We start from the raw sequence: 16,513 nt of genomic DNA on the forward strand, positions 1-16,513 counted from the left end.
CCTACTCAAAAATAAGCACCCCCATGCAATGGAATTGCCGTTTCTCCGACACCCCCCCAAACCCATGCTCTTGTTCCAGGAAAACGCGATCTACCGCCGTCCGGCCCAACATCGCGAACGGCGATGCGGCATCATGACGACATGACGGAGAACGACGTTCAACCGTGGGAACGCATCCACAACTGGTTGCACAGCAACGCTTCCCGGACTTTCGGCCAGATCACCGCGCCACCGGGTGCAACCGGGTTCTGGCGGCTGACCGGAGCGCGCAACCTGATTCCCCCGGCGTACACGCCCCTGTCCGCGGAAGATTCGAACCGGACACGCATCCGCAAGACCACAGAATTCCAGGTCGAAGCGGAACCCGCAGGCACCACGTCCGGGATCTTCCTCCAAGAATTCGTCCCGCTCGCTGCGGACGGCATGGGTGGCTACGTTTTCGTCGACGAACGACCCGGACCGGAGTCGGGTTGTGTTCGCGAGTGGGACGTCGACGAAGGCAGCCGCCTACCCACGCTGTGGCCGACCATCGACGCGATGCTCGCCGATATCGCGCATTCGCTCGGCACCGGCGAACCGGCCCTCCGCGAGCATGTGAAAGCCGCCAGGGCCAAGTTCGTCAAGGCCGTGCTTTACGTGCCCGAGGTGCGTGACGGCCTGCTGAGCTGGCAGTCCGTACGGGTTTAGAGCGCGCGCAGCACGTCCAGGTCCACGCCCACCAGCGAGTCGCGGAAAATCCGCCGCTCCCCCGCCGGCACCTCGACGTCGCACGGCACCACCAGAACCGTGCACCCGGCGGCGACGGCGGCGGCCACGCCGGTCGGCGAGTCCTCGATCGCCACGCACCGCGTCGCGTCCACGCCGAGCAGGCGCGCTGCTTTCAGGTACGGCTCCGGCAACGGCTTGTTCTGGCCGTCGACCTCGTCGCCGCACACCGTGACGTCGAACAGGTCCCGGCCGATCGTGTCCAGCGCGACCTCGGTCAGCGAGCGCTCGGTAGACGTCACCAGGGCCATCGGCACGCCGGACGCGCGCACCGCCCGCAACGCCTCAGCCGCGCCCGGTCGCCACGGCAGGCCGGCGCGGAACACCTCCTCGGTGCGGCGCGAGATCCACGCGGCGCCGTCCACCAGGTCCTCGGGTGAGGGCTCGATGCCGACGTCGGCGAACAGCAGGCGCATCGTCGTGGGCACGTTGGTGCCGACCATGCTTTCGCGGGTCTCCAGGGAGAGCACCCCGCCGAGCTTCTCCGCGTACTCGTAGAGCGGGATGTCCCACAGCTTCTCGGAGTCCAGCAGGGTGCCGTCCATGTCCCACAGAACGGCAGAGAGGTCAGACATTGAAGTACTTCGCCTCCGGGTGGTGCGCCACGAAGGCGTCGGTGGACTGTTCGGGGTGCAGCTGGAGCTCCTCGGACAGGGTCACGCCGATGCGTTCCGGGTCGAGCAGGTCGACGATGCGCCTGCGGTCTTCCATCTCGGGACAGGCGCCGTAGCCGAACGAGTAACGCGCGCCGCGGTAGCCGAGCTTGAAGAACTCCTCGACCTCGCTCGGGTCTTCCGCCGCGACGGACTCACCCGACGGCCACACGAGCTCCTCGCGGACCCGCTTGTGCCAGTACTCGGCCAGCGCTTCGGTGAGCTGGACCCCCAGTCCGTGGACTTCCAGGTACTCACGATACGCGTTCTTGCCGAACAGTTCGTTGGCGTAGTCGGCGATCGGCTGGCCCATCGTGACGAGGTGGAACGCGATGACGTCGACCTCACCGGACTCGCGGGAACGCCAGAAGTCGGCCAGGCATAGGCGGCGATCCCTTTTCTGGCGCGGAAAAGTGAACCGGAAGCGCTCGGCGGAGTCCACCGACGGCTCTTCCAGGATGATCACGTCGTCGCCTTCGGAGACGCACGGGAAGTAGCCGTAGACGACTGCGGCGTGGGCAAGAACACCTTCCGTGGCAAGGCGTTCCATCCAGTAGCGCAGACGCGGGCGGCCCTCGGTCTCGACCAGGTCCTCATAGGACGGTCCGTTGCCGCCGCGCGTGCCCTTGAGGCCCCACTGGCCCATGAACGTCGCCCGCTCGTCCAGCAACGCCGAGTAGTCCGCGACCGGGATGCCCTTCACGACCCTGCTGCCCCAGAACGGTGGCGCCGGGACCGGGTTGTCGGTGGCCACGTCCGAGCGGCCGGCGACCGTCTCCTCCTCGACGGCGGCGGCCTTGCGGGCGGCGGCGATGCGCAGCGAACGTTCGCGGCGCGCCTTGCGTTCCGCCGCCTTCGCCTCGGCTTCGGGGTCGACGCGGGGAGCTTCGCCGCGCTTGGCCGCCATGATCGCGTCCATCAGGCGCAGGCCCTCGAACGCGTCACGGGCGTAGCGGACGTCGCCGAAGTACATCTCCGTCAGGTCGTTCTCGACGTACGCACGCGTCAACGCGGCGCCGCCCAGCAGCACGGGCCACCGCGCGGCGACACCCCGGGAGTTCATCTCCTCGAGGTTCTCCTTCATGATCACCGTGGACTTGACCAGCAGGCCGGACATGCCGATCGCGTCCGCGCGGTGCTCCTGCGCGGCCTCCAGGATCGCGTTGATCGGCTGCTTGATGCCGATGTTCACGACCTCGTAGCCGTTGTTGGACAGGATGATGTCGACGAGGTTCTTGCCGATGTCGTGGACGTCGCCCTTGACGGTGGCGAGCACGATCCGGCCCTTGCCGCCGTCGTCGGACCGTTCCATGTGCGGTTCGAGGTGCGCGACGGCGGACTTCATGACCTCGGCGGACTGCAGCACGAACGGCAGCTGCATCTGGCCGGAGCCGAAGAGCTCGCCGACGGTCTTCATGCCCGCCAGCAACGTGTCGTTGATGATCTGCAACGCCGGACGCTGCTCCAGCGCGGAGTCCAGGTCGGCTTCCAGGCCGTTGCGCTCGCCGTCGACGATCCGGCGCTCCAGCCGTTCGAACAACGGCAGCGCGGCCAGTTCCTCGGCGCGGGAGGCGCTGTTCGACTTCGTGGTGACGCCCTCGAACAGCTCCATGAGCTTCTGCAGCGGGTCGTAGCCCTCGCGGCGGCGGTCGTAGACCAGGTCCAGCGCCACCGCGCGCTGCTCGTCGGGGATGCGGGCCATCGGCACGATCTTGGACGCGTGCACGATCGCGGTGTCGAGGCCCGCCTGCACGCACTCGTGCAGGAACACGGAGTTGAGCACCTGGCGCGCGGCCGGGTTGAGTCCGAAGGAGACGTTCGACAGGCCCAGCGTCGTCTGCACGTCCGGATAACGGCGCTTGAGCTCGCGGATCGCCTCGATCGTCTCGACGGCGTCGCGGCGGACCTCCTCCTGGCCGGTGGAGATCGGGAACGTCAGGCAGTCGACGATGATGTCGTTGACCCGCATGCCCCAGTTCTGCGTCAGGTCCTCGATCAGCCGGACGGCGACGCGGACCTTCCAGTCCCTGGTGCGGGCCTGGCCCTCCTCGTCGATGCACAGCGCCACGACCGCCGCGCCGTGCTCGGTGACGAGCCGCATGATCTTCTGGAAGCGGGATTCCGGGCCGTCGCCGTCCTCGTAGTTGACCGAGTTGACGGCGCAGCGGCCCCCGAGACACTCCAGGCCTGCCTGGAGCACGGCGGGTTCGGTCGAGTCGAGCATGATCGGCAACGTCGACGCGGTCGCGAGACGCGAGGCCAGCGCGCGCATGTCGGCCTCGCCGTCGCGGCCCACGTAGTCGATGCACAGGTCGATGAGGTGGGCGCCCTCGCGCGTCTGGTCGCGCGCGATCTCGATGCAGTCCTCCCACTTCTCCGCCAGCATCGCCTCGCGGAACGCCTTGGAGCCGTTGGCGTTCGTGCGTTCGCCGATCATCAGCACCGAAGCGTCCTGTTTGAACGGAACGGCCTGGTACAGGGAGGACACGCCGGGCTCGGGACGTGGCCTGCGTTGCGTCGCGCCGAGGTCCTTCACCGCCTCGGCGACCTGGCGCAGGTGCTCGGCCGTCGTGCCGCAGCAGCCGCCGACGAGCCGCGTGCCGAACTCCTGCACGAACCCGGCCAGCGCCTGCGCGAGCTCCTCGGGCGACAACGGGTAGACCGCGCCGTTCGGGCCCAGTTCGGGCAGGCCGGCGTTCGGCATCACCGACAACGGGATGCGCGCGTGCTTGGAGAGCGTCCGCAGGTGCTCGCTCATCTCGGCGGGACCGGTGGCGCAGTTGAGGCCGATCAGGTCGATGCCGAGCGGTTCCAGGGCGGTCAGCGCGGCGCCGATCTCCGAGCCGAGCAGCATCGTGCCGGTCGTCTCGACGGTGACCTGGGCGATGATCGGGACGACGCGGCCCTCCGCGGCCATCGCGCGCTTGGCACCGATGATCGACGCCTTGGTCTGCAACAGGTCCTGCGAGGTCTCGACGATGATCGCGTCCACACCGCCGGCGAGCAGGCCCTTGCACTGCTCGACGTACGCGTCGCGCAACGTCGCGTACGGCGCGTGACCGAGCGTCGGCAGCTTGGTGCCGGGACCGACGCTGCCGAGCACGAACCGGGGCTGCCCGGACGTGCTGAACTCGTCCGCCACCTCCCGCGCGAGCGCCGCGCCCCGTTCGGACAGGTGGAAGATCTGGTCCGGGATGTCGTACTCGGCCAGGTTCGCGAGGTTCGCGCCGAACGTGTTCGTCTCCACGGCGTCCACACCGACTTCGAGATAACCGCGGTGCACGGCCTTCACGACGTCCGGACGCGTGACGTTCAAGATCTCGTTGCAGCCCTCTAGACCGTTGAAGTCGTCAAGAGAGAGGTCAGCGGCCTGGAGCATGGTGCCCATGGCACCGTCAGCGACGACGACCCGGTTCACCAGCGCTTCCAGGAACGGCGACTCTCCGCGATCACGCATGGGCCAAGCCTACGATGAGTTGACCTGGGGAGGCCGTAGTCTGGCGCCGTGAACGATCCGTCCCAGGAATCCCCGACCCCCTCGAACCCGCGCAAACCGCTCACGAGTCCGATCATGGTCTGTGCCTTCGAAGGGTGGAACGACGCGGGCGATGCCGCCAGCACCGCCATCGAGCACCTGCAACTCACCTGGGACGCCACCCCGCTCGCCGAGATCGACCCCGACGACTACTACGACTTCCAGGTGACTCGACCCACGGTCCGCATGGTGGACGGTGTCACCCGAAGGGTCGACTGGCCGACGACGCGGCTCTCGGTGTGCAGGCCCCCAGGCTCCCCGGTCGACGTCATCCTCGTGCACGGCATCGAGCCGAACATGCGGTGGCGCAAGTTCGCCGCCGAGCTGCTGGGCCACATCGAAGCTCTCGGGGTGACGACCGTGGTGACGCTGGGCGCGCTGCTGATGGACACGCCCCACACCCGCCCCGTGCCGGTCACCGGCACCGCCTACGACCCGGACGCCGCCGCGAAGTTCGGGCTGGAGCACTCCAAGTACGAGGGCCCGACCGGCATCGTCGGCGTCTTCCAGGACGCGTGCGTGCAGGCGGGCGTCCCGGCGATCTCGTTCTGGGCCGCCGTGCCGCACTACGTGTCGCAGCCGCCCTCCCCCAAGGCCACGCTCGCGCTGCTGCACCGCGTCGAGGAGGTGCTCGACATCGAGGTCCCGCTCGGCGCGCTGCCGGAGCAGGCCGAGGAGTGGGAGCGCACCGTCTCGGAGATGGCCGACGAGGACGAGGACGTGCGCAACTACGTGCGCGCGCTGGAGGAGCGCGGCGACGCGGCCATCCAGATCACCGAGGCCTCCGGGGACGACATCGCCGCGGAGTTCGAGCGGTACCTGCGCCGCCGCGGCCGCGGCCCAGGCTGGCCCTCAACCGGGCCTCGCTAACCCCTGTTTCGACGACACGCGGGGCCCCTGCGTACTCCAGAAGAGTACGAAAGCTCCCCGCGTACTCTGCGCCACCGCGATGCGAGGCGACCCGGCACGGGCTGCGCCGGCCGCACGATGAAGTACGCGGGGAGCTTTCGTACTGCAGGAGAGGACGAAGGGGCCCCGCGTGCACTTCGCAACGGCTGCGCGCGGCGGCCGGTGCACGCTGACCTGCTGCCGGCCAGGTGTCAGACCCCCTCGCTAAGCTTGAAATTGGGGGTACCCGGCTGACGTCGTGTGTGTGGTGCGCACGCACGGACGTCTACTGCCAGAAAAACTTAGCTCCACTAACCATCACCGCCGCTCCCCCACTAGGGTGGAGCGGCGGAGGTGTCTGTGGGCCGTTTGGCACGCGCCGGGTTGTACGCCGGCGCCTTGATCGGGCCGTTCGGCGGCGCCATCACGACGTCGATCCTGCCCGAGATCGGCCACACCTACGGCCGCTCACCCGGTGCGGCGGCGGCGACACTGACGTACTACCTCGTGCCGTTCGCCGTGCTGATGCTCGTGTCCGGCACGCTCGCCCAACGCTGGGGTCCACAACGGACCGTCCGCATCGCGTACGTCGCCTACGCGCTGGCGTCCGCGCTGGCGGCAACCTCGTGGACGTTCGAGGTACTGCTGGCCTCACGAGCACTCCAAGGCGCCGCGAACTCGTTCACCACGCCGGTGCTGCTGGCCGTCATCGCCGCCTCCACGCCGAAGGAGAAGCTCGGCCGCGCGCTGGGCCTGTTCGGGTCGATGCAGGCCGCCGGGCAGACGTCCGCCCCGCTGGTCGGAGGGCTCGCCGCCGAGGCGAACTGGCGGCTGGCGTTCGTGGTGATCTCCGTCGTGGCCGTCGCCCTCGCGATTCTCGGCGTGCCGGACACGGACACCGAACCGGAGCGCGACGCCAGCCTGCGCAGTGCGTTCGTGCCGAGCACCCTCAGGCCCGCGCTGATCGCGTTCATCGGCTGGGCCTGCCTGGGCGGGTTGTCGTTCCTCGTCGCGTTCCGGCTGGACGACGTCTTCGGGCTCGGCGCGGGCGAGCGCGGCGTGCTGCTCACCGGCTTCGGCATCGTCGGATTCCTGACCGCGCGGCAGGTCGGCAGGGCGATCGACCGGTACGGGGCCACGACCACGGTCGTCGTCGGCGCGACGCTGGGCGGGGGTCTCATCGCGGCGGTGGGCGTCTCGCCGGTCGCGGCGATGGTGGTGATCGCGTGGGCGCTGACCGGGGCGGCCGCGCAGGGTGTGTTGGTGAGCATCAACGCGTTGGTGTTGCAGAGCGACAACGCCAACCGGGGCGGCAGCGTCAGCGTCGTGCAGTCGCTGCGCTTCATGGGTGCTGCCGCCGCCCCGCTGGCGTTCGTTCCGCTCTACCAGTCCCATCCGCTGCTGGGTTTCCTCGTCCCAGCAGCACTGCTGATCACGGTGCCGGCGATCGTCACGTGGTCAGGTCGCGCCGCCGGAAACCGGCGAACCCCGCAGCCAGAAGCACCACCGCCACCGCGCTGAGCCACAGCAGCGGGCCCGCGACGATGTCCGGGTACTTCGGGACGTGCGTGAACGGCGACACGTCGAGCGCCCACTGGTCGAGCTGCAGGGCCGGGCCGAGCAGCGTGATCACCAGCGACGCCGAGACCACGGCCCAGCTCACGCCCGTGAACTGCGGGAACAGCCCGAACAGCACCAGCGCCACACCCGCGACCACCCAGGCGGCCGGGAGCTGGACGAGCGCGGCTCCGAGCATCTTCGGCAGGGCCGTGCCGACGTCACCGATCTGCAGGCCGTGCACCAGGCCGAGGCCGAGACCGGCGAAGGCCAGCACGATCGCGCCGCCGACCAGGGCGAACACCGCGTGCGACGCGACCCAGCCCCAGCGCGAGACCGGGGTCGCCAGCAGCGGTTCGGCGCGGAACGAGGTCTCCTCCGACCGCAGCCGCAGGACCGCCTGGACCAGGTAGATCGACGAGATCAGGCCGATCAGCTGGGTGACGGTCGCGAAGAACGCGTCCACCATCGCGTCCGCCCCGCCGATCTGCTGCACGATCTGACCGAGCGTCGGGTTGTCCTCGACCATCTGCCCGACCGCCTGCGCCACGCTGCCGTAGATCACGCCGACCACGAACAGAGCCACCGACCACCCGATCAGCGACCCCTTCTGCAGCCGCCAGGCCAGGCCGAACGGCGTGCCGATCTTGCCGTGCGCCGGCCCGAGCCTCGTCGGCAGCAGGCCGAGACCGACGTCCCTGCGCGTCACGACGTAGGCCGAGGTGCCCACCAGCACGACGAACACGGCCAGCGGGATCAGCAGCACCCAGAACCTGTTGTCACCGAACGACCGCACCTGCTCGGTCCAGCCGATCGGGGAGAACCAGGTCAGCCACTGCGGGCCCGACTCCCCCGCCGCGTCGCCCGCGGCGCGGAGCAGGTAGATCACGCCGAGGAACCCGCCCGCGAGCGCGTTGGACACGCGCGAGTTCTCCGACAGCTGCGCGGTGAACGCGCTGACGCCGGTGAACACCAGGCCGACGCTCGCGGTCGACAGGCCGAACGCCCAGGCGCCGTCGGCGGGGAGGTCCTTGCCGATCAGCACCAGCGCCTGCAGCACGCCGATCAGCAGGCTCGTGCCGCCCGCGACGATCACCGCGGCCGCGAGGTGCGCGTGCCGGCCCACGACCGCGGCGCTGACGAGCTCCGTGCGGCCCGCCTCTTCTTCGGCGCGCGTGTGCCGGGTGACGACCAGCAGAGCCATGATCGCGATGAACAGGCCCGCGAAGACGCCCCAGCGCCACGCGACCAGACCACCGAGCGTCGACCAGTCGTGCAGCGGGCCGAGCATCGCGAGGAACGCGGAGTTCGCGTTCGCCGTGGCACCGAGCAGTGCCCTGGACTGCTGCGTCCCGTAGACCTCTTCCAGCGCGGTCGTGGTCGACAACGTGGTGAACACCAGGAAGAAGATCCAGACCGGCAGCAGGATCCGGCTGCGGCGCAGCGCCAGCCGGACGAGGTGGAGGGTGCCGATCATTTCGTGTCCTCGTAGTGCCGCAGGAACAGCTCCTCCAGCGTCGGCGGCTGCGAGGTCAGCGTGCGCACGCCCGAGGAGACGAGCTGCTTGAGCACGGGGTCGAGCTTGTCCGAGTCGACCTCGAACTTGACGCGGTTGCCCTCGGCGACGAGGTCGTGCACGCCCGCCATCGAGGTGAGCCCGTTGGGCGGGCCCGCGAGCTCGGCGGAGATCGACGTGCGGGTCAGGTGCCGCAGGTCGGCGAGCGTGCCGGTCTCGACGATGTGGCCGTTGCGAATGATGCTCACCCGATCGCACAACGCCTCGACCTCGGCGAGGATGTGGCTCGACAGCAGCACGGTGCGGCCGCGCTCGCGTTCGTCGTTGATGCAGTCCTGGAAGACGGCCTCCATCAACGGGTCGAGGCCGGACGTCGGCTCGTCCAGGATCAGCAGCTCGACGTCCGACGACAGCGCGGCGACCAGCGCGACCTTCTGCCGGTTGCCCTTGGAGTAGGTGCGGCCCTTCTTGCGCGGGTCCAGTTCGAAGCGCTCGAGGAGCTCCGCGCGGCGGGCCTTGTTCAGGCCACCGCGGAGCCGTCCGAGCAGGTCGATGACCTCGCCACCGGTCAGGTTGGGCCAGAGGTTCACGTCGCCGGGGACGTAGGCGAGGCGGCGGTGAAGGGCTGCGGTGTCCTTCCACGGGTCGCCGCCGAGCAGCCGCGCGGTGCCGGAGTCGGCACGCAGCAGGCCGAGGAGGATCCGGATCGTCGTCGACTTGCCGGCGCCGTTCGGGCCGAGGAAGCCGTGCACCTCACCGGTCTGGACGTCCAGGTTCAGGTCGTCCAGTGCACGCGTCGGACCGAAGGTCTTGACCAGGCCCGACACGGATATCGCAGATGTCATGCCCGGTAAGCTACACTTCTTTCACAACTTCGTGAAGTACGTAAATTTTGCCCGATCGGCTGACGAAAGGGGATGATGCCGCCGTGACGAGAGCTACACAGCGTGACACGCAGGCGGTGAGCCAGTTCGTCGAGCGCTTCGGCGGAATTCTGGCGGACACCGGCGTGCCCCGCATGCCGGCTCGCATCCTCGCGGCGCTGATGACGACGGACTCAGGACGGCTCACCTCAGCCGAGATCGCCGATCTGCTGCAGATCAGCCCGGCGGCGGTGTCGGGCGCGGTGCGCTACCTGACCACGGTCCAGATCGTCAGCCGCGAGCGCGAACCGGGATCGCGCCGGGACGTCTACCGGATGCGCGACAACGTCTGGTACGAGGCAACGTTCCGCAAGGACCAGATGCTCGGGATGATCGACGAGGTGCTCGGCGAGGGCGTCGACGCGCTCGGCCCGGACACCGACGCCGGGGTGCGGCTCGACGAGACGCGCGAGTTCTTCCGGTTCTGCCACGCCGAGCTCGGCTCGATGCTGGACCGGTGGCGCGCGCACCGCGAGAAGTGGCTCGAACAGCGCGAAGCCTGAAACAATGAACGGCGCATTTATCCACTTGAGGTGGACAAATGCGCCGTTCATCGATTGCTGCGTCAGCCCGTGACGAGCGTCAGACCGTACGCCGAGAGGATCTCGTTGACCGGCTGGAAGTAGGTCGTGCCGCCGCTGGTGCAGTTGCCGGAGCCACCGGAGGTGACGCCCTGCGCCTGCGTGCCGCTGACCCACGAGCCGCCGGAGTCACCGGGCTCCGCGCACACGTTCGTGCGCGTCAGACCGCTGACCGAGCCCTCCTGGTAGTTCACCGTCTGGCTCTTGGCCTGGACCTCACCGCAGTGCCAGCCCGTGGTCGAGCCGGACCGGCAGATCGACGCGCCGACCGCGGCCTCGGTGTGACCGGCCACGACGACGTCGGCGCCGCCGTAGTGGTTCACCTTGGCCGTCGCCGTCCACGCCGAGTTGGTGCGGACGAACGAGTAGTCGTTGCCGGGGAAGGACGACTTCTCGAACTCACCCATCGCCGACCGGTCCACACCGGCCACCGTGTCACCGGGCGAACCGCAGTGACCGGCGGACACGAACCCGCCCTGCACCGCGAACCCGATGGAACAACGACCGGCGTTGTTGATGTAGTAGGCGTCGCCGCCGCGCACGTCCTTGAGCAGACGCGGCGCCTCGTCGGTCTCGACGACCTTCGCGAGCGTGCCCGCCTTGCCGGCGAACGACTTCGCCGCCTCGGCCTGGCCGCGCTTGACGGTGATCGTCACGGCGTTCGCGCGGGTGTCGACGAACCAGCCGGTGACCTCGGCGGGAGCCTTCGCGGCGTCCAGCTCAGCCTTGGCCGAGTCGAGGGCACCCGCGGAGTTCGCGACCACCTTCGGTTCCGCGCCGAGCCGGCGGAGCCGGTCGGTCTTCGCCGCGTCGGTCACGCCCACGACGAGCTTGCCGGCGGACGCGTCGAACCACGCGCCACCGAAGCTGTCACCGGCGAAACCCTCCACGACGCGCTGCAGGACCGCGGCCGCGTTCTCCTGGCGAAGACGTTCGGTCGCCTGCTGGGCGTTGAGCCCCAGGTCGCGCTGCATCGCGGCGAGCAGGTCAGCCGACGGTTGCGGCGCGGCGACGGCGGCAGGGGAGACCGTCGTCGCGAGTGCACCCGCCAGCACGGCGACTGCCGCGACAGCCATGCGCTTCATAGGCATTTCTCCTTGATCTTCGGTTCTGCAGGGCCGGTGTAACGCCGGACCGGGCAACCGCGATGAGGAGATCGGCTGTGCTGCAACACAGCCCGCACGACACCGGATGCATGGCGTCCCCAGGCGGTCGAACTGCCCGATCAGTTCGTTCCTCCGTCTGGGGGACGCTATGTTGTGCTGCCTACCGGCCGGTAGGGCCGATCGAGGGTGGACCTCTCGGCGTTGGGCTTGGTATAGGGAAACCAAATGCCTTCTCTTGGCCGATTTCCGTGACTGTGCGCAATCATTGCGATTGACACGAAACGTCAAATCTGTCAACAGTTCGCACTCGACGGCGTATCCCTCTGACCTGCGGTTTAGGGCTAGCGTGCAGGACACCCTGTTCCCTGCACGAGGGAGAACCCTGCAATGCGAAGAGTCTTGGGTACGGGACTCGCTGCCGCTGCCGCCGTGTGTTTGGCCGCAGCTGTGGCACCCGCCGCATCAGCTCAGGAAAACCTGGGGACGATTCTCGGCGCCGAGCGCGCCGACGTCGTGAAGGACAGCTACATCGTCTCGCTGAAGGCCGACACGGCGTCGAGGGCCGCCGCGCCTGGCCTGGCGAGCAAGTACGGCGGCCAGGTCGGTCAGGTCTGGCAGCACGCGCTCAACGGCTTCTCGGTGAAGATGAGCGCCAAGCAGGCGCAGCGTCTCGCCGCGGACCCGAAGGTCGCGTACGTGCAGCAGGACGCCGAGGTGCACATGCTCGACGTCCAGCAGAACCCGCCGTCGTGGGGCCAGGACCGCGTCGACCAGCGCGACCTGCCGCTGAGCAACAGCTACCAGTACGACACCACGGCGTCCAACGTCACGGCGTACATCATCGACACCGGTGTGCGCACCACGCACACGACGTTCGGCGGACGCGCCACCTGGGGCACCAACACCTCCGGTGACGGCAACAACAGCGACTGCAACGGCCACGGCACGCACGTGGCGGGCACCATCGCGGGCGCGGAGTACGGCCTCGCGAAGGGCGCCAAGGTCGTCGCCGTCAAGGTGCTGAACTGCCAGGGCTCCGGCACCACCGCCGGTGTCGTCGGCGGCATCGACTGGGTGACGGCGAACGCGGTGAAGCCCGCGGTCGCCAACATGTCGCTCGGTGGCGGCGCGGACGCCACCCTGGACGCGGCCGTGCGCCGCTCCATCGCGGCCGGCGTGACCTACGCGATCGCCTCCGGCAACTCGAACACCGACGCCTGCAGCACCTCGCCTGCACGCGTCACCGAGGCGATCACGGTCAACGCGTCGACCAACACCGACGCGCGCGCCTCGTTCTCGAACTACGGCTCCTGCACGGACATCTACGCGCCGGGTCAGAACATCGTGTCGTCGTGGAACACCAACGACACCGCGACCAACAACATCTCCGGCACGTCGATGGCCACCCCGCACGTCGCGGGTGGCGCGGCCCTGTGGCTCGCCACGCACCCGAACGACAGCCCGGCTGCCGTGTGGGCCGGTCTGGACGCGGCGTCCACGCCCAACAAGATCACCAACGTCGGCGCCAACACGCCGAACAAGCTGCTCTACACGCTCTTCGGCGGCGGCCAGCCCGGCACCCCGTCGGTGACGAACCCGGGCAACCAGACGTCGACGGTCGGCACGGCGGTCTCGCTGCAGCTCGCGGCGTCCGGCGGCACCCCGCCGTACACCTGGTCCGTCTCCGGTCTCCCGGCCGGTCTGTCGGCGTCCGCCTCCGGCGCGATCTCCGGCACGCCGACCACGGCGGGCACCTCCACGGTGACCGCCACGGTGACCGACTCGGCGGGCAAGACCGGTTCCGCGACCTTCACGTGGACGGTCAACGCGGTCGGCAGCGGCTGTGACGCCAAGACCAACTCCACCCCGGTCACCATCGGCGACCTGTCGACCGTGACCAGCACGATCGTCATCTCGGGCTGCGCGGGCAACGCGTCGGCCACGTCGTCGATCAAGGTCTCGATCACGCACACCTACAAGGGCGACCTCGTGGTGGACCTGGTCGCGCCCGACGGCTCGGTCTACAACCTGCACAACCGGTCCGGCGGCTCGGCCGACAACATCAACGAGACCTACACCCGCGACCTGTCGGGTGAGGCTGCCAACGGCACCTGGACGCTGCGCGTGCGCGACGCGGCGTTCCTGGACACCGGCACGTTGAACAGCTGGACGCTCGACCTCTGATTCACCGCTGAACGAACCGCCCCCGGTGCTTCCGCCTCGGGGGCGGTTCCTCGTTCAGGCCTCGAACCACTCGCGCCGGTGCTCGAACCACTCCGCCAGGTCGTCATCGTCGACGTGCTGGCGCAGCAGGAGCTCCAGCACGTCGTCCCGGTCGGGGTGGTCGCTCGCGCGCACGTGGTCGAGCGTGACCTGGACCCCCGCCGCGAAGAGGTGCTCCACGTCGTAGGCGCAGCCGGCGTCGAAGTTGGCGCGCTTGATCGCGTGGTGCCGCCAGACGTCCTCGACCTGCCGGTGCTCGGCCAGCAGGAACCCGGCCAGCGCGGCCTGCTCCCCCAGGCCCTGGGAGTTCGCGCGGCACAACGCTTCCTGCTCGACCAGGAACCGCAGCAACGGCAGGTCCGCCCTCGTGCGCTCGTCGCGCAGCACCTCGCCGCGGGCCGCCTCGTTCGCGTCCTCGCCGTCCTGTGCGCGCTCGTACCGCAACCGTTGCCAGGCCGTCATCCGTCCATTGTGGCCCTGCCGCATACTCTGCCGGTGAGTTCTGGGGGCAGCTGGCAGGTCGTCGTGCACAACGACGACCACAACGTGTTTTCCGTGGTCCACCACCTGATGCGCAAGGTGTGCGGCGCGAGCGATGCGATCGCACGGGAGAAGACCACGCAGGTCCACCAACGCGGACATGCGGTGGTCGGCGAGTACGAGAGCCGGGAAGAGGCCGAGACGACCGCGCTGAGCCTGGTCAGGTTCGGGCTACACACGACCTTCGGGCGGGTGTGAGGTGGAGGATCCCAACTTCGCCGTGGTCTCGGCAGGCGACGGACTGCTCGTGCGCGCGTCGGAGGCGTTCATCGCCTCCGCGTTGCCGGTGCTCGCCGAACTGCACGACCTGCTGGAGAACGGCGTCGTGCCGCGTCAGCGCAGGAGGCGGTTCTGGCGTGCCCCGACCGCGGAAGCCCTGATGCGGCAGATGTTCCCGGACACCTCCAGCTCTCCCGCCGAGGCTGACGCGTTCTGGGAACGCCACCGGGAGGTGCTCACCGACTCCGGGCCGTCGCGACGCGTGCGGGAACGGTTCGGGGAGCCGACCCCGTGGTTGATCGGGTTCGACGAGGTCGACGACTGGCTCGTCACCTTCGCCCAGCTGCGAGGGCTGCACCGGACGTGGTCCCGCTCGACCACGGCCAGCGCTCAGGGGTTCAGCTCCGTGCAACACGCCTTGGTCGCGGCCCTCGAACCGAGCGCCGCTCACGGCTGGCCCATTCCTCACTGAGAACGAATCGCTTTCCATTCGCATTGCGATTCGACTGCCGCCACGTTGAAGATCCTTTGCAGTTCCTTTTATCAGTGATCACTGGTCGATGGGCGCGTCCTCCGCCCACCGATAAACGGGCGGCACGTAATCGGTGAAACGGTCGAGCAACCGTTCGAGGTCGTCGTCCACCAACACCATGTCGCGGTACGCCGGCTTGAGAAACCCCTCGGACACCATGTGGTCGATCATCGCGATCAGGTGGTCGTAGTAGCCGTCGACGTTGAGCAGGCCGATCGGCTTGGCGTGCAGCTCGAGCTGGGCCCACGTCCAGATCTCGAAGAACTCGTCCAGGGTGCCCGCACCGCCCGGCAGCGCGACGAAGGCGCCCGACAGGTCCGCCATCAGCGCTTTCCGCTGGTGCATGGTGTCGACGACGTGCAGTTCCGTGAGGCCGTCGTGCGCGATCTCCCACTCGACCATGTGGTGCGGGATCACCCCGATGACCGACCCTCCGACGTTCAGCGCACCGTCGGCCACGGCACCCATCGTGCCGACCCGGCCACCGCCGTAGACGACCTCGATCCCGCGCCGCGCGAGCAGCCGGCCCGCCTCGGCCGCGGCCCGCACGTGCCGCACCCTCCCTGCCGACGAACCGCAGAAGACACAAATTCGCATGAGGACACCTTATAACCGAATCGCGCGGGCAAGGAGGAAGAAACGGACATCTTCCGCCAATTCCGCCGTGACGCTGAACAATTCCTGAAGGTCACCGGCAGCCGGTGAAATCCCGCCGAAGCGAGGTGAAAGTGGAGAGGGAAATCGACAGGCAAAGGAGTGCGGACAATGAATTGCGTGCATCTGGTCGTCGGCCCCACTGGTGCGGGTAAGACGGAGGTCGCCACGAACATCGCGGACGAGCACGACGCGCCGGTCGTCGTCGCCGACCGGATCCAGTGCTACCTCGACCTGCCCGTCACGAGCGCGCGGTTCGACGGGCCGCGCCGCCACCACCTCGACGCGAGGACCGTGCCCGACGGCGACTACCCGCTGCACGAAGCCGCGCACGCGCTCCTGAGGAAGGTCGAGTCCCTGAGCCGCAGGCACGACTACGTGGTGGTGGAAGGCGGGTCCATCTCGTTGCTGCGCAGGTTCGCCGACTGCCGCGGGCGGTTCCCGTTCCGGCTCACGTCCACCGTGCTGCCGCTCGTCGACGAACGCACGCACCTCGACCGGTTGCGCACGCGGGCCGCGCGGATGATCGCCGACGGCATGCTCGACGAGATCGCGAAGGCCTGGCAGCACCGGAGGCAGCGCTCGTTCGTCGCGTCGGTCAACGGGCCGGAGGCCGTGCTCCACTGGTGCATCAGGACAGGCCTCGACCCCGAAGACCTCCCCGGCATCCGCGAGGCCGACATCGCCGAGCTCACCGAACGCATCGCGGTGGTGCACCACGAACACAGCCTCGAACAGCACCGGGTGTTCACCACGCTGTTCGGCTGGAACCACGACTGATCGGATGCCGGCGCGCGCTGCGGGACAGCGCGCGCCTGCTG

The 16,513-nt window shown here is 68.9% G+C and carries 15 protein-coding genes; 8 read left to right on the top strand and 7 right to left on the bottom strand.

Going from position 1 to position 16,513, the window contains the following annotated elements:
* Positions 1-141: 141 nt before the first annotated feature.
* Complete coding sequence (locus AOM45_RS41695; protein ID WP_030471493.1) at positions 142-687, top strand: SMI1/KNR4 family protein; 546 nt, start codon at positions 142-144, stop codon at positions 685-687.
* Here the strand turns inward: AOM45_RS41695 and AOM45_RS41700 are convergent.
* Together AOM45_RS41700 and metH are read right to left on the bottom strand one after the other, a co-directional pair.
* Positions 684-1,340, bottom strand: a complete 657-nt coding sequence (locus AOM45_RS41700) for an HAD family hydrolase (protein ID WP_030471492.1) — start codon at positions 1,338-1,340, stop codon at positions 684-686. The genes AOM45_RS41695 and AOM45_RS41700 overlap by 4 nt on opposite strands.
* Positions 1,333-4,875: a methionine synthase gene (gene metH, locus AOM45_RS41705; protein WP_030471491.1), complete on the bottom strand. Its 3,543-nt coding sequence runs from the start codon at positions 4,873-4,875 to the stop codon at positions 1,333-1,335. Before metH ends, AOM45_RS41700 begins: the two co-directional genes overlap by 8 nt.
* Before the next feature lie 48 nt (positions 4,876-4,923).
* Between metH and AOM45_RS41710 the strand changes: the two genes are divergently transcribed.
* Positions 4,924-5,823, top strand: a complete 900-nt coding sequence (locus AOM45_RS41710) for a PAC2 family protein (protein WP_030471490.1) — start codon at positions 4,924-4,926, stop codon at positions 5,821-5,823.
* Between the two features lie 378 nt (positions 5,824-6,201).
* Positions 6,202-7,362, top strand: coding sequence for an MFS transporter (locus AOM45_RS41715; protein WP_236704029.1), 1,161 nt, complete (start codon positions 6,202-6,204; stop codon positions 7,360-7,362).
* Here AOM45_RS41715 and AOM45_RS41720 read toward each other — a convergent pair.
* Complete coding sequence (locus AOM45_RS41720; protein ID WP_035912646.1) at positions 7,292-8,875, bottom strand: ABC transporter permease; 1,584 nt, start codon at positions 8,873-8,875, stop codon at positions 7,292-7,294. The genes AOM45_RS41715 and AOM45_RS41720 overlap by 71 nt on opposite strands.
* Positions 8,872-9,759 carry an ABC transporter ATP-binding protein gene (locus tag AOM45_RS41725; RefSeq protein WP_030471487.1) on the bottom strand — a complete coding sequence of 296 codons (888 nt, stop codon included), beginning with the start codon at positions 9,757-9,759 and terminating at the stop codon, positions 8,872-8,874. Before AOM45_RS41725 ends, AOM45_RS41720 begins: the two co-directional genes overlap by 4 nt.
* Positions 9,760-9,842: 83 nt before the next feature.
* Here AOM45_RS41725 and AOM45_RS41730 point away from each other — a divergent pair, with 83 nt between their 5' ends.
* Positions 9,843-10,340: a GbsR/MarR family transcriptional regulator gene (locus tag AOM45_RS41730; RefSeq protein ID WP_030471486.1), complete on the top strand. Its 498-nt coding sequence runs from the start codon at positions 9,843-9,845 to the stop codon at positions 10,338-10,340.
* A 62-nt stretch (positions 10,341-10,402) separates the two neighbouring features.
* On the opposite strand, the gene AOM45_RS41735 is transcribed toward AOM45_RS41730, so the two are convergent.
* Entirely contained in the window at positions 10,403-11,503 is a 1,101-nt protein-coding gene (locus AOM45_RS41735) for a S1 family peptidase (protein WP_030471485.1), read from the bottom strand.
* Between the two features lie 408 nt (positions 11,504-11,911).
* Here AOM45_RS41735 and AOM45_RS41740 point away from each other — a divergent pair, with 408 nt between their 5' ends.
* Positions 11,912-13,708: a S8 family peptidase gene (locus AOM45_RS41740; protein ID WP_030471484.1), complete on the top strand. Its 1,797-nt coding sequence runs from the start codon at positions 11,912-11,914 to the stop codon at positions 13,706-13,708.
* Between the two features lie 54 nt (positions 13,709-13,762).
* On the opposite strand, the gene AOM45_RS52010 is transcribed toward AOM45_RS41740, so the two are convergent.
* Positions 13,763-14,209: a hypothetical protein gene (locus AOM45_RS52010; RefSeq protein ID WP_030471483.1), complete on the bottom strand. Its 447-nt coding sequence runs from the start codon at positions 14,207-14,209 to the stop codon at positions 13,763-13,765.
* Between the two features lie 33 nt (positions 14,210-14,242).
* Between AOM45_RS52010 and AOM45_RS52015 the strand changes: the two genes are divergently transcribed.
* Together AOM45_RS52015 and AOM45_RS41755 are read left to right on the top strand one after the other, a co-directional pair.
* The gene (locus tag AOM45_RS52015) at positions 14,243-14,485 is read left to right on the top strand and encodes an ATP-dependent Clp protease adaptor ClpS (protein ID WP_030471482.1); all 243 of its coding nucleotides are present in this window, start codon (positions 14,243-14,245) and stop codon (positions 14,483-14,485) included.
* Position 14,486: 1 nt separating this feature from the next.
* Complete coding sequence (locus AOM45_RS41755) at positions 14,487-14,978, top strand: hypothetical protein (protein WP_030471481.1); 492 nt, start codon at positions 14,487-14,489, stop codon at positions 14,976-14,978.
* A gap of 78 nt (positions 14,979-15,056) precedes the next feature.
* On the opposite strand, the gene AOM45_RS41760 is transcribed toward AOM45_RS41755, so the two are convergent.
* Positions 15,057-15,635 (bottom strand): LOG family protein, encoded by a 579-nt coding sequence (locus AOM45_RS41760; RefSeq protein ID WP_030471480.1) that lies wholly within the window; start codon positions 15,633-15,635, stop codon positions 15,057-15,059.
* A 177-nt stretch (positions 15,636-15,812) separates the two neighbouring features.
* Here AOM45_RS41760 and AOM45_RS41765 point away from each other — a divergent pair, with 177 nt between their 5' ends.
* Positions 15,813-16,472 (top strand): isopentenyl transferase family protein, encoded by a 660-nt coding sequence (locus AOM45_RS41765; protein WP_051784352.1) that lies wholly within the window; start codon positions 15,813-15,815, stop codon positions 16,470-16,472.
* Positions 16,473-16,513 lie beyond the last annotated feature (41 nt).

It is taken from the genome of Lentzea aerocolonigenes (genome assembly GCF_000974445.1).
GTDB classification, from domain to species: domain Bacteria; phylum Actinomycetota; class Actinomycetes; order Mycobacteriales; family Pseudonocardiaceae; genus Lentzea; species Lentzea aerocolonigenes.